The organism is Actinomadura soli, from assembly GCF_005889715.1.
Taxonomy (GTDB): domain Bacteria; phylum Actinomycetota; class Actinomycetes; order Streptosporangiales; family Streptosporangiaceae; genus Spirillospora; species Spirillospora soli.
Map to the genome: position 1 here is coordinate 12,994 of NZ_VCKW01000001.1, position 12,847 is coordinate 25,840.

At 70.4% G+C, this 12,847-nt stretch carries 13 protein-coding genes and 1 pseudogene; 11 read left to right on the forward strand and 3 right to left on the reverse strand.

Annotated features, from left to right (window positions below; all coding sequences use genetic code 11):
- Positions 1-50 precede the first annotated feature (50 nt).
- Positions 51-752, reverse strand: a complete 702-nt coding sequence (locus tag ETD83_RS00065; RefSeq protein ID WP_138642918.1) for an SDR family oxidoreductase — start codon at positions 750-752, stop codon at positions 51-53.
- Positions 753-1,275: 523 nt separating this feature from the next.
- On the opposite strand from ETD83_RS00065, the gene ETD83_RS00070 reads away from it, so the two are divergent.
- From ETD83_RS00070 to ETD83_RS00080, 3 genes are read left to right on the forward strand one after another with little or no spacing between them, the layout of a single operon-like run.
- A complete protein-coding gene (locus ETD83_RS00070; RefSeq protein WP_138642919.1) occupies positions 1,276-2,775 on the forward strand; it encodes a sugar ABC transporter ATP-binding protein in 1,500 nt (499 codons plus the stop codon).
- The gene (locus tag ETD83_RS00075) at positions 2,772-3,761 is read left to right on the forward strand and encodes an ABC transporter permease (RefSeq protein ID WP_138642920.1); all 990 of its coding nucleotides are present in this window, start codon (positions 2,772-2,774) and stop codon (positions 3,759-3,761) included. The genes ETD83_RS00070 and ETD83_RS00075 overlap by 4 nt, the downstream gene beginning before the upstream one ends.
- 10 nt (positions 3,762-3,771) lie before the next feature.
- Entirely contained in the window at positions 3,772-4,746 is a 975-nt protein-coding gene (locus ETD83_RS00080; protein WP_138642921.1) for a sugar ABC transporter substrate-binding protein, read from the forward strand.
- Positions 4,747-4,767: 21 nt separating this feature from the next.
- Here ETD83_RS00080 and ETD83_RS00085 read toward each other — a convergent pair whose 3' ends face one another.
- Complete coding sequence (locus ETD83_RS00085) at positions 4,768-5,406, reverse strand: maleylpyruvate isomerase family mycothiol-dependent enzyme (protein WP_138642922.1); 639 nt, start codon at positions 5,404-5,406, stop codon at positions 4,768-4,770.
- A 189-nt stretch (positions 5,407-5,595) separates the two neighbouring features.
- Here ETD83_RS00085 and ETD83_RS00090 point away from each other — a divergent pair, with 189 nt between their 5' ends.
- Together ETD83_RS00090 and ETD83_RS00095 are read left to right on the forward strand one after the other, a co-directional pair.
- Positions 5,596-6,099 (forward strand): hypothetical protein, encoded by a 504-nt coding sequence (locus tag ETD83_RS00090; protein ID WP_138642923.1) that lies wholly within the window; start codon positions 5,596-5,598, stop codon positions 6,097-6,099.
- 159 nt (positions 6,100-6,258) lie between these two features.
- A pseudogene (locus tag ETD83_RS00095) lies at positions 6,259-6,417 on the forward strand (DUF397 domain-containing protein); the annotation flags it as partial.
- Positions 6,418-6,488: 71 nt separating this feature from the next.
- On the opposite strand, the gene ETD83_RS00100 reads toward ETD83_RS00095, so the two are convergent.
- Positions 6,489-7,355: an aldo/keto reductase gene (locus ETD83_RS00100; protein WP_329602657.1), complete on the reverse strand. Its 867-nt coding sequence runs from the start codon at positions 7,353-7,355 to the stop codon at positions 6,489-6,491.
- Between the two features lie 149 nt (positions 7,356-7,504).
- Between ETD83_RS00100 and ETD83_RS45635 the strand changes: the two genes are divergently transcribed.
- The 6 genes from ETD83_RS45635 to ETD83_RS00130 all read left to right on the forward strand — a co-directional run bounded on the left by ETD83_RS45635 (position 7,505) and on the right by ETD83_RS00130 (position 12,842).
- Positions 7,505-7,891, forward strand: coding sequence for a DnaJ family domain-containing protein (locus ETD83_RS45635; RefSeq protein ID WP_138642926.1), 387 nt, complete (start codon positions 7,505-7,507; stop codon positions 7,889-7,891).
- A gap of 4 nt (positions 7,892-7,895) precedes the next feature.
- Positions 7,896-8,246, forward strand: a complete 351-nt coding sequence (locus tag ETD83_RS00110; RefSeq protein ID WP_138642927.1) for an ArsR/SmtB family transcription factor — start codon at positions 7,896-7,898, stop codon at positions 8,244-8,246.
- Positions 8,230-8,706, forward strand: a complete 477-nt coding sequence (locus ETD83_RS00115) for an SRPBCC domain-containing protein (RefSeq protein ID WP_138642928.1) — start codon at positions 8,230-8,232, stop codon at positions 8,704-8,706. Before ETD83_RS00110 ends, ETD83_RS00115 begins: the two co-directional genes overlap by 17 nt.
- Positions 8,703-9,329: a dihydrofolate reductase family protein gene (locus ETD83_RS00120; RefSeq protein WP_138642929.1), complete on the forward strand. Its 627-nt coding sequence runs from the start codon at positions 8,703-8,705 to the stop codon at positions 9,327-9,329. The genes ETD83_RS00115 and ETD83_RS00120 overlap by 4 nt, the downstream gene beginning before the upstream one ends.
- A 135-nt stretch (positions 9,330-9,464) precedes the next feature.
- Complete coding sequence (locus ETD83_RS00125) at positions 9,465-10,889, forward strand: tol-pal system YbgF family protein (RefSeq protein WP_205717404.1); 1,425 nt, start codon at positions 9,465-9,467, stop codon at positions 10,887-10,889.
- A gap of 195 nt (positions 10,890-11,084) precedes the next feature.
- Positions 11,085-12,842, forward strand: coding sequence for an ATP-binding protein (locus ETD83_RS00130; RefSeq protein ID WP_138642930.1), 1,758 nt, complete (start codon positions 11,085-11,087; stop codon positions 12,840-12,842).
- Positions 12,843-12,847 lie beyond the last annotated feature (5 nt).

The following is a 12,847-nucleotide window of genomic DNA, read 5'->3' on the forward strand; positions in this document are numbered from 1 at the left end:
CGGTTGCGTTTGCGAGGGACGGCCGACCCGGCGGCCGAAGGGTTCCGTCGTCACAGGGGCGAGGGGACAGGGCGGATCGTGAGGGTGTTGACGTCCACTCCGTGCGGCTGGTTGATCGCCCACACGATGGCGCTGGCGATCTGGTCGGCGGTCATCATCGCGCGGTCGGGCGGGCCGCCGCCGGCGTCGAAGAAGTTGGTCTCGGTGGCCCCGGGGTTGACCAAGGTCACGCCGACGCCGTCGTCCGTCACCATGCGCCTGGTGTTCTCGGCGAGCCCGGTCACCGCCCATTTGGTCGCGCCGTAGATGTTGCCGGGGCTGTAGACGACGCCCGCGACGCTCCCGATGAGCACGATCCGTCCGCGGGTTTCGCGCAGTGCGGGCAGGGCGGCCCTGATCAGCAGCGCGGGGCCGAGCACGTTGGTGAGCACCATGTCACGCCACACAGCCGGATCTCCGTCGGTGACGTTGTCGAAGGAGGCGAAGCCGGCGTTGGCGACGACAGTGTTCAGCTGTCCGAATTCCTCGACGGTGGCGGTGACGGCCGCTTGGACGTCCTGGTAGTCGGCCGCGTCCCCGGCGAGCGTCAGAAGGCCCGAGGGCTCACCCAGTTCTTCGGCGAACCGGCGCAGCCGGTCAGCGCCGCGTCCGGTGACGGTCACCCGATGCCCCTGGTCCAGCAGTTGCCGGGCGGTCGCCGCCCCGATGCCGCTTCCGCCCCCGGTGATGAGGGCGACAGGAGAGTCGGTCACGTGCGGCCTTCCGGAGTCGCATGATCCGTTCGCCAGGGTGGTTCCCTTGCCGGACGGCTTGATCAGGTTACACACGGCCGGATCCGGTTCGGCGGGCCAGGCCATTTCGCCGTTCACATTGTGTCGCCGGTGTTCGTCGTGCTGTTTCGGGCGCTGTGCGGTGTGCCGCTGTCCGTCTCGTCCGTTTCGGTGGCGGTGACCCGTAGGAGCGGGCCGCTCATGAGCTGGCACGTGGACGACCCGGGCCCTTGAGTCGTGTCCGTTTCGGGACGCTGAGTCGCGGTTTTGATCGGTCGTCGCTCTAGAATGAGGACGACGACCACATCGCCGACATTGCGGGCGATGGTCAGCGAACTGAGCACCCTGGCTGATCAACGGCCAGTGCCCGCATGGACGGTCGGCGCCGGACACTGGGGTCCGCGTCGGAGAGGTCACGGAGGCCGCTTCGTGAGCATCGTCGGCGTGACGGCCGCCTATCTGCCGGCTTGCGTGCACGCTTCCATCCGGACGGGCGGTGCCTGACATGTCCGGGCCGGCCGCGCCTCCGGTGCTGGAATTGCGCGGCGTATACAAGACATTCGGCGGTGCCCATGCCCTGAGCGATGTCGATTTCGCGTTATCGGCGGGTGAGGTCCACGCCGTCGTCGGGATGAACGGCGCGGGCAAGTCCACGCTTGTGGAGACGATGTGCGGCGCCATCGTTCCCGATCGGGGTGCCGTCCATATCTCTGGACGGCGCCACACCGCCCTGACACCGAGGCGTGCCCGGGCGTCTGGTGTGAGCATCGTCCATCAGAAACGGTCGCTGGTTCCGGGGCTGACCATTGCTGAGAATCTGCTCCTCGGCCGTCTTCCCACTCGTTTCGGCGCGGTGTCGTGGCGAGAGGCGCGGCGGGAGGCGGCACGCGCGCTCGGTGAACTCGGCATTGAAATCGCCGTCGACCGGGTCGCCGCCGCGCTCGGTCCGGCCGAGCAGACCCTGGTCGAGATCGCGCGGGAAGTGCATCGGGGCAGGCGCATTCTCATCCTGGACGAGCCCACCGCGTCACTGGGGGCCGCCGATGCCCAGCGAATTCACCGGCTGGTGCGCTCGCTGCGAGCCCGCGGCGCCGGTGTCGTCTACATCTCCCATGACCTGGACGAGGTCCTCGACCTCGCCGACCGGATCACGGTGTTACGGGACGGCAAGCGGGTCGTCACCGTCCCGGCGGCGGACGCCGACCTGCCCGCCCTTGTCCGGGCCATGGCCGGCGACGGGCTCCGCAAGAAGATCCACGACGCCGTCCGCGCTGCCGGTGAGCCGGTGCTGGAACTCGGGGGGCTGACCGCCGGGTGGCTGCGCGGGTTCGATCTGGCGGTTCGCGCCGGGGAGATCACTGCGGTGCTCGGGCCGTCCGGGGACGGTCAAGCCGAGCTGTTTCCGCTGCTCAGCGGGCTCCGCCGCGCCGAGTCCGGACGGGTGCGGATCGCCGGGCGCGACGTCCCGTCCGGCGATGTCGGCGCCGCGCTGGCGGCGGGGATGCGCTGCGTGACCGGCGACCGGCTCGGCCACGGCCTGGTCCCGGGGCTCGGCGTGGACGAGAACCTCGACCTTGTCCGCCGCGGGCTCCGGCGCCCCTGGCTGGTGCGGTGGAGCAGGATGCGCGGGCATGGGCGCGACGCCCGCGACCGGTACGGGATCAAGGCCATTCACGCCGACCCGCCCGTCGCCGCGCTCTCCGGCGGCAACCAGCAGAAGGTGCTGCTCGCCGCCTGGCTCGACACCGGGGTGACCGCGTGCCTGCTGGAAGAGCCCACATGCGGGGTGGACGTGGCGGCGAAGGCCGACGTCCAGCGGCTGGTCGGCGGGCTGGCGGCGAGCGGGGCCGCGGTTCTGCTCGCGTCCAGCGACGTCGACGAGGTCGCCGGGCTCGCCGACCGGGTCGTGGTCGTCCGGGGCGGCCGGACGGTCGCGGACCGGCCCGTCGCCCAGGTCACCTGCGACGAGCTCGTCGCGCTGACCGCGGGAGGGCGGACGCCATGAGGGCGGACGCCATGACCGCCCTCGGCGCCCTCCGCGGCCGCGTCGGCGTGAACCTTCCGGCGGGGCTGACGCGGCATCTGGGGCTGCTGGCCGTCCTGCTGCTCGTCGGCCTGATCACCGCGTGGAACAGCTCCGCGTTCCTGACCGGGGCGAACCTGCTCAACGTGTCGCAGCAGGTCGCCGTCACCGCCGTCCTGGCCGCCGGGCTCACCCTGGTCATGACCTCCGGCGGGATCGACTTCTCGCTCGGCTCCGTCGCGGCCGTGACCGCCGGTGTCGTGGCCCGGCTGATCGCGTCCGGGACGGGGGAGTGGACGGCGGCGCTCGCGGGCCTCGCGGTCGGCGCGGCGATCGGCTTCGGCAACGGCGCCGTCGTGACGGTGTTCCGCGTCGCGCCGTTCGTCGCCACCCTCGCGACGTCCACCGTTCTCGGCGGCGCGGCGCTGCTGATCATCGACGGGCAGAGCGTGTCGATCGGCGACCACCTGGACGAACTCGGGTTCGGCGAGGTGCTCGGCGTCGTGCCCGCGACGGTCGTGGTCGCGGCGCTCGTCTGCATGGCGACCGGGCTGGTCATGCGCTGGACGGCGTTCGGCCGCAACGCCTTCGCCATCGGCGGCAACGAGAACGCGGCGCGGCTGGCGGGCATCCCGGTGGCGCGCACGAAGCTGCTGCTCTACACGGTCGGCGGCCTGCTCGCCGGGCTCGGCGGCGTCATGCTCGTGGCCCGGCTCGGCGCGGCGAGCCCCGGAACCGGCGGGCTGCAGCTGGAGCTGACCGCCGTCGCCGCCGTCGTGATCGGCGGGACCGCGCTGCACGGCGGAAGCGGCACCGTCGCCGGGACGGTCCTCGGCGTCGTGCTGCTCGGCGTAGTCGCCAACTCGCTCAACCTCCTCCAGGTGGACGCGCATTTCCAGGACGTCGCGGTCGGCGGCGTCCTGCTGGTCGCGGCCGTCACCAACCATTTGCGCGGCCGATTTCGCTGAAAGGGTCTTCATGCTCGATTTCTCACGCGGACACCTCCGCTCGGTGATCCCGGTCGCGGCGCTCGCCGTTTCGCTGGGCGCCGCCGGCTGCTCGGTGGACGACGGGGCGGGGAAGAGCGCCGTCCCGTCCGGGGAGAAGATCACGATCGGTTTCGTCAACGGCAACCGCGTCCAGTTCCACACGTGCCTGCAGAGGGCGTTGCAGGCGCGGGCGGCCAAGAAGGGCGTCGAGGTCCTGACCGCGAACTCCGCGATGGACCCGGGCCGGGAGCTGTCGAACATCGACGACATGATCGTCAAGAAGGTCGACGTCATCGTCGTCCAGACCGTCAACATCGACTCGCTCCAGGGCGGCGTCGCCCGCGCGAACCGGGCGGGCATCCCGATCTTCCTGACGGGCGTCGCGTCCGGTGTCGACCGCTCGAAGATCCTCGGCGCGGTCGTCGCCGACGTCGAGCAGGTCGGACGCTCGCTCGGCGCCTGGCTGGTCGAGGACACCGGCGGCCGTCCCGCCGAGGTCGCGATCATCGGGGGCGCCCCCGGCGCCGCCGCCGACCTGATGACCGGCGCGTTCAAGAAGAGCGCCGGGACGCGGGCGGACGTCGTGTTCGAGCAGCCCGCGTTCTGGCAGCGGGCCAAGGCGCAGGACGTGGCGGAGAACCTCCTCCAGGCCCGGCCGCGCGTCCGGTACGTCCTCGTCCAGAACGAGGACATGGCCTTCGGCGCCGAGGCGGCGTTCCGGGCCGCGCGCCGTACCGACATCAAGATCCTGACGAACGGCGGCACGGCCGAGGGCGTCCAGGCGGTCAAGTCCGGGCGGTTCGCGGTCACGGTCAGCAACACGCCGAAGGACATCGGGGAAATGGCCGTGGAGAACGTCGTCGCGCTGCTGCGCAAGGAACCGTCGGCCAAGAAGTTCGAGAACGTCCCCGAAACCGTAGTCACCAAGGACAACGCGGACAAGGCACCGCCCTACTGCGTCTGAGCGCCGATTCCCTGTGCCGCCTCAACCGTTCTTCGGCGGTTTCTCGACACGGTCGGCGAGCTTCTGGCGTCCCGGTCCCGAGAGTTCCTGGACGATGCCGCGCCGTCCCGCGATCGCCATCAACAGCGCCTCGGCGGGCCCCCGCACGTCCGGCCCGGATCCTCGCGACCAGTCCAGGTCGGTGGCCACGAGCCGCACGCCCCGTCCCCTCCAGAAACCGCCGATCAACGGGGATTTCAGCGCGCCCCGCAGCGCGAGCAGCAGCCGCTCCGCCGGAATCTCGCGGGACCTGCCGAGGGGACGGCGGATGTCCTGATGGTGGATGACGCCGTCAGTCAACGCGATCAAGCCGCTGAACCCGGCGGTCGGCCCCGTCGGCTGGAGACGCTTCCTCAACATCGCCAGAAGCTCGTCGGGCGTCAGCGCGCCGGAGTCGGCGACGCCCACGGCGTTCGTCCGGTTCAGGGTGAAGCGCCCCTTGGCGAGCCGTCCCGCCAGATCCCGGACGCCGAGATCCTCGTAGCTGATCATGTGGGCGACGACGTCCCGCACCCGCCATCCCTCGCACAGCGACGGCGCTTCCCACTGCTCGGGCGTCAGCGTTTCGAGGAACGCCGCGAGATCGGCCCGCTCGTCCCGCGCCAGCGGCTTCAGATCCATGACCAACTTCCCTAACGCAGACCCGTGCGCCCCGGCAACCTGCGGCCGCTCCGAGCGGACGTGACGGTGCCGGGCCCCGTTGAGGGATGAATCACGGAAATCCCAAGTTGATCTTTAAAACGGTCGTCCAGTAAGTTCCTTTGCAGTGGACCAAAAGTCCACGATTTCACTGTCGGACAAGGAGACTACGTGAAGCAGCGGATGGGCCGGATTCTCGCGACGGGCCTCGTCGCGACGTCGCTGACCGGGCTCGGCACCCTCGTGCTCGCAGGCCCGGCCAATGCCGACGCCAGGTGCGCGACCAGCTCGAAGGAGTACCCGACCAACGGGTTCAACGCCGACGTCAAGGTCGAGGTCTGTTTCAACCGCAACTGGGGCGGCCCGGGCGGCAGCAACAGCTACAAATGGGCGACCGCCAAGGTCACCTGGGGTGATTCGAGGTCGGGCAAGTTCGAGAATTTCGACGTGCAGGTCCGGATCGAGCAGGACGACGCCGATGTCAGGACGAAGACCTGCGATTTCACCGCGGAGATCAACGGCAGCAGTTCCGGCTCCAAGACCTGCAGGCTCCCCGACTCGGGGTCCTATGTGAACATCAGCGGCAACACCGCCGATGGGCACGTCGTGGCCAACGTCAACGACGACGGTGACGGCAACAAGACCTGGGGACTGCAGGGAACCGCGAAGCTCTGAGCCGTCGCGAACATAGCGAGCAGCCCCGTCCGGCCTGTCCGGACGGGGCCTCCATAGAACTCCTGACAGAATGAGTCGGTCTTGAGCGGCGCCGGCAGGCGAAGTGCAGAGCCGGGTGGCCGCCGGTCATGCTGGTGCTGTTCGTAGAGCAGTCGCAGCACTGACATCGGAGGACAGTGCGTCGAGGTGGCGGACTTGCCGGCGGCGGTGGCCGTGCGGGACTCGAAGGACACGGACGGGCCGAAGCTGGTGTTCGGCCCCGCCGCGTGGCAGGCGTTCGCGTCCAAGGTCAAGTCCGGAACCCTAGACCTGGCGTGACCCCCTGGCCAGACAGCGCCCCCGGCCTCCGTCCACCCGACGGACCGGGGGCTTCGTGCGTGGGAACCAAGTCACGTCGGCCGCGGGTTGTCGAGCCGGGCGAGGTGCTCGGCGCTCAGGTCGAGGTCGGCGGCTTGGGCCGAGTCGATGATCGTCTCGGGTCGGCTCGCACCCGGGATCGGGATCACCCTTGGTGACTTGGCGAGCATCCACGCCAGGCATACCCGCTGCGGGCTGAGCCCGAGCTCGGCCGCCACCTTTTCGAATTCGGTGTGGCGCTCGCCGAGGCGCCCGGCCTGCGCCGCCCCGCCCAGGGGACTCCACGGCAGGAACGCCAGGCCCAGCTCGTCGCAGAGCCGCAGTTCCGGCTCGCTGGATCGGAACCGCGGAGAGTATTGGTTCTGCACGCTCACCAGCGCGGAACCGAGAATGTCCCGCGCCTGCCGGATCTGCGTTGGGCTCGCGTTGGAGATGCCGACCATCCGCACTTTCCCGGAGTCGTGCATCTCTTTGAGCGTCATCATCGCCTCGCCGTAGGGGACGTTCGGGTCCGGGCGGTGATGCTGGTACAGGTCGATCTGCTCGACTCTGAGATTGGTCAGGCTTTCCTTGACGGCCGCGCGCAGGTGCGACGCCGAGCTGTCGACCGCCCATCCGCCGCCTGCGGTGCGGACATGTCCGCCTTTGGTGGCGACCAGCACCTGGCGGCGGACGCCGAGCCGGTCCAGAAGCGCGGTGACCAGCCGCTCATTCCTGCCCATGGTGTCGGCCCCGAGGCTGCTCGGGCCGTAGGCGATCGCCGTGTCGATGAGCGTGACGCCGGCGTCCAACGCCGCCCGCAGCGTCGCCTCGGCGCGCTCGGTGTTCGCGGCCGGGTCGTCCAGTTGCATCGCCCCGAAGCCGACCGCGCTGACCGTCTGGTCCCCGATTCGCCGCATTCGCACGGACATGATTGTGCCACCGGGCGGTCCTGCGCCGTGCATTCACCAGTGCCGCCCGGGCCTTCGCCGCCGATGTCCGGCCGGCTGACGTTATGAAGGTCCTGACCGTCCTCGGGGGCCGGGGAAGGGAATGGGACAATGGGGTCATGACGGAGCGAAAGCCCACTGGGCTCAGCTTTGAGTCTTGGATCGACGGGCAGATCCGCGAGGCGGAGGCGCGCGGCGAGTTCGACGGGCTGCCGGGCTCGGGCAAGCCGCTGCCGGACGCGGGCAGGCCGCTGGACGACAACTGGTGGATCAAGCAGAAACTGGCCGGCGAGGGTCTCGTGGCCATGATCCATCCGACCCTGGGAGGACCACGGCGTGAGCGTGGACCGGCCGCAGGGCGCGGTGGGGAAGAGCGGCGACAAGCCGAGCGGTGGCCGGTGGAGGCTCCGCCTTCGTCGGCGGCATCGCGGCTGAGCTGGGCGGGCGGCGGTGTCCGGGCTCGATACTTTGCTCTTGTGCTAAGTGTCTTGGACTGTGATACTTAGCCTCATGGCACAGTATTCGGCGGAGATCGACGGCGTGTTCGTCGCGCTCGCCGACCCGACCCGGCGCGGCGTCATCCGGCGGCTCGGGCGCGGCCCGACGAGCGTGGGCGAGCTGGCCCGCGACTTCCCGATGACCCTTCCGTCGTTCATGAAGCACGTGCGGACACTGGAGGCGAACGGCCTGATCCGCACGGTGAAGGCCGGACGGGTGCGCACCTGCGTGCTCAACCGCGAGCGCCTCGCCCTCGTGGACGACTGGCTCGCCGAGCAGCGCCGGATCTGGGAGGGGCGGACCGACCGGCTCGAACGCCTCGTCACCGATGCGAAGGAGGAGACCGATGAATCCCGATCTTGACCTGGCCCTGGAGCGGGTCATCCGCGCGCCGCGCGCCGTGGTGTGGAACGCGTGGACCGATCCGGCCCGGCTGGAGAGGTGGTGGGCCCCGGCCCCGACCGTGTGCCGGGTGGACCGGCTGGACGTCCGGCCGGGCGGCGCGTTCGTGACGCGGATGAGCGAGGACGGGACGGAGTTCGTCCCGCAGGTCGATGCGATCTTCCTCGTCGTGGACGAGCTGGAGCGGATCGTGTTCACGAACGCCGTCGACAGCGCCTGGCGTCCCGCCGATCCCGCGCCGGTGCCGATGACGGCGGAGATCACGCTGAGCGATCACCCGGACGGCACGGACTACCGGATCGTCGTCCGGCATGGTGACCCGGACGCCCGTGCCCGCCACGAGAAGCTCGGCTTCGCCGAGGGCTGGGAAACGGTCGCCGCGCAGCTCGCCGGGTTCGCGGAGAGCGAGGCGCCGGGATGAAGATCGCGATCTCCGAGTTCGTCACGCTCGACGGGGTGAGCCAAGGTCCCGGCTCACCGTCCGAGGACACGAGCGACGGCTTCACCCGGGGCGGCTGGCTGGTGCCGCACATGGACGAACTCTTCGTCCGGCGGATGTCCGAGTGGCTGAACCTCGCGGACGGCCTGCTGCTCGGACGGCGGACCTACGAGGCGTTCGCCCGCGACTGGCCGCAGATCACCGACCCGGACGATCCGTTCACCGAGCGGATGAACTCGCTGCCGAAGTACGTCGTGACCAGCACCCTGAGCGAGGGGACCTGGAAGCCGACGACCGTGCTGCGCGGCGACCCGGTTCAGACCGTTGGGGAACTCAAGGCGCGGCCTGGACGGGAGCTCCAGATCCACGGGAGCGCCCGGCTGGGCAACGCGCTGCTGGCGGCCGGGCTCGTCGACACGCTCCGGCTCGCCGTCGCGCCGACCGTGATCGGTTCCGGGCGGCGGCTCCTCGATCACCCGAGCCGGCCCGCCGGCCTGCGGCTCGTCCAGCACGAGGTGACGGTGAACGGGGTGCTGCTGCTCGAATATGAGGCCGTCGGCGCGGCTCCCGTGGCGGAATACGAAGGCGTGACGGACTTCCTCTAGCGGTCGGCCGATACGGCCGCTGGTGACCTTGTGAGTTTCCTTTCCTGAGGGGTGTTCGCGGCACGTTGGTGTGGGACCCCTCCCGGGCGTGCGGGCCAACAATGGGCGAAATCCGCGGCCGATGGAGAGCGCCCCATGATGGATCGTCCGATGTACGCCTCGCCGGAGCCCGCGCCGCCACCGGTGCGCGTTCACGACCCGCTGGCCGTCGCCGTCGGCAACGCCTCTCTGCTGGGCGTCGGATATCTCATCCTGGGGCGGCGCAAGACCGCTCTGGGCACCGGGATCATCACCCTTGTTCTCCTCTCAATTCTTGTCTCGGCCGCTCAGTGGTGGTGCGAGACCCTCGTGCTTCTCTGGTGGGCGGCCGTCGTCGCGCATGGATGGTCCGCGGCGGGCGGACGCACCGGACGGGTCACGGTCGGCGGGCAGCGGATGGTCGCGCTCGGGGTCACGGTGCCGGTCCTGCTTGCGGCGGGGCTCCTGCGGTTCGACGCGGCCAGGATCGAGCAGCGCGTCGCCGAGGCACGCGAGGACGGCGACTGCGCACGGGTGCTGAGCGACGGGAAGAGCGCGTGGTTCGGGCACCGCGTCGCGGGCGCCCCGGCGATTTCGAGCGGCGATGAGGCCGTCGATGCGTGCCGGCGGCTGCGAACAGCCGAGGCGAAGCTCACCACGGGCCTGACCGCCGGTGACACCGGTTCGCTGAAGGCGGGATTCGACATTCTCGCCTCGGTCCTCGCCGAACCCGGCAACCGGAGGACGGTCGGGACGGCCCTCGACGGATTTCTCGGCCGCCTTCCCACGCAGGACGCGTGCCGCACGGTCACGGTCACCGACTGGCTCCGCAACCGGCGGCCCGACCATGACGCGCTGGACCGATCGTCGAGCGCCGTCACGCGGACCGCGCCGGCGGCGCTCGTCGGTTGCGGTGACAATCTCATGAAGGCCAAGGAATGGGCGAGCGCCCGCGCGCGATATCAGCAATTGCTCGACCAGTACCCTCAGGACGGACGCACGGGCACCGCGAAGGAGGGAGTCAGGGAGGCGACGCTTTCGATCGAGCTGGCGCACGTCCGGAGCCTTCTTGAAGGGTCGTACGACGAGCAACCCGGTTATTGCAGCTCACCGGCGAAATACAGCGGCGCCAAGGCTTATGGCAGGGGAATCAATCGGGCCCTGTTCTACGGGAATGACGAGTACACGGACGACCTCCCCGGCAAATGGCGGGTCAAGGACGCGGCCGACGCCGTGCTCGTCGTCTGCGTGGGGGAGCAGAAACAGGGGAGTACCGTCGAGACGTGCACCTATCGGAGCAAGAGCTCCGGCAAGCTGTACCAGGTGTCCTTCCACAAGATCGCGCTTCCGGTGAAGGTGTACGAGCTGCGGACCGGCAGGCTCGTGGTCAACCGGAAAGTGCAGATCGGCGGAAGGAGCTGCCCGTCCGTCATCAAATACAACTCGTCCTTCCTCGACGATTTCGGCCCGGATCCGGACCGGTACGTGAACCCGTCCAAGAGCGACGTCCGCGCCGCCTTCACCTCCCTGATCGACCGGTGACCAGCGGGCTTCGGAGCGCCGGGTCATACGGCATCACCATGAGGTCGCCGCCGTCCGGCAAAGCGCCCGTCTCGTCGCGGTGTCGCTACGGGGAGTGGCTGGATGCGGTCAGTTGGTGAGGGTGGTGCGAGTTTGTCCGGGTGTGTGGTTACCCTGCCGTGATCTGGTGGTTCACGTGGTGTCCGGGTGGGGTGCATGGGCGAAGAGGCGGCGGGACGGGTCGTGGGGCGGGTGCTGGGGACGCAGTCGGCCACGCCGCTGTCGTTCTGGGTCGGGCTGGAGCCGGGGGCGGTCGTCCAGCTGGACGAGGTCGTCGCGACGACCCGGGAGGTGCCCGGACGGGGCGAGGTGCTCATCGCCGGGGTCGTCACGAACGTCGAGGCGAGGCACGAGGGGGCCGCCTACGACTCGGACGTGTTCCTGATCGTCCAGGGCGTGCTGCCCGCGGCGGTGGTGGAGTCGGCCGAGGTCACGGTGACGCGGGTCGAGCCCGAGGTGTACGTGCCGCCGCTGCCCGGCACCGTCGCGCGCCGGGCGGGGGCGCAGGAGCGGGAACGGGCGCTGTACTTCGACGTGATGGAGCGGCGGGTGCCGGTCGGGCTGGGCCGGGACGGCGAGCCGATCCACGTCAACCTGGAGTTCCTCGACGGGACGCGCGGCGCCCACGTGTCGATCTCCGGGATCTCCGGGGTGGCGACCAAGACGTCCTTCGCGACCTTCCTGCTGTACTCGATCTTCAACTCGGGCGCGCTGGGCGCCGAGGCGCACAACACGAAGGCGCTGATCTTCTCGGTGAAGGGCGAGGACCTGCTCTTCCTCGACCACGCCAACAAGCGCCTGGACGACACCGCGCGGGCCGCGTACCGGAAGCTGGGCCTGGAGCCGGGGCCGTTCGGCAGCGTGCACGTGTTCGCGCCGCCGCGTCCGGGCGACCCCAACGGGACGCCGCACGTCTCGGCGCGCACCCAGGACGTGAGCCCGTTCTACTGGACGCTCGCGGAGTTCTGCCGGCAGGAACTGCTGCGGTTCGTCTTCGCCGACGCTGAGGACGAGCGCGCGCAGTACACGATGCTTATCGGGCAGGTCGCGGCCCGGCTGGCGAGGCTGGCGGAGCCGGTCGGCGGCGCCGTCGCACTGCGGAGCTCCGACGACGCGGAGCCCGAGGTCTGCCGCACCTACGACGACCTGGTCCGGTTCATCGAGGAGACGCTGACGGACGAGGGCACCCGCCATGGGTGGGGCGCCGGGCTCATGGGCCTCGGGACGGTGAACGCGTTCCTGCGGCGGCTGCGGTCGTCGGTCCGGGCGCTGTCGCCGATCGTGCGGGGCGACCTGGCGTCGGACGCGTCGATCGGCACGGGCGCGCAGGTCACCGTCGTCGACCTGCACAACCTGCCCGAACGCGCGCAGCGGTTCGTCGTCGGGGTGGTGCTGCGCGGCGAGTTCGCCCGCAAGGAGAGCACGGGCAGCGCCCGGCCGCTGCTGTTCGTGGTGCTGGACGAGCTGAACAAGTACGCGCCCCGCGAGGGCGGCTCCCCGATCAAGGAGATCCTGCTGGACGTGGCGGAGCGTGGCCGGTCGCTCGGCGTGATCCTCATCGGCGCGCAGCAGACCGCGTCGGAGGTGGAGCGCCGCATCGTGGCGAACTGCGCGGTGCGGGTGGCGGGACGGCTGGACGCGGCGGAGGCGGCGCGCGGCGAGTACGGCTGGCTGCCTCCGGCGGCGCGGGCACGGGCGACGATCGCCAAGCCCGGGACGATGTTCGTCGGGCAGCCGGAGATCCCGGTGCCGCTCGCCGTCGAGTTCCCGTTCCCCGCGTGGGCGACCCGTCCGGCCGAGGCCGAGGCGCGCGAACCGTCGCGGCCGGCGTCGGGACCGGCGGCGCGGTCGGCGCGGGACCCGTTCGCGGGGCTCGGCGACGCGGGCGACGACGACGAAGTACCCCCCTTCTGATCCAC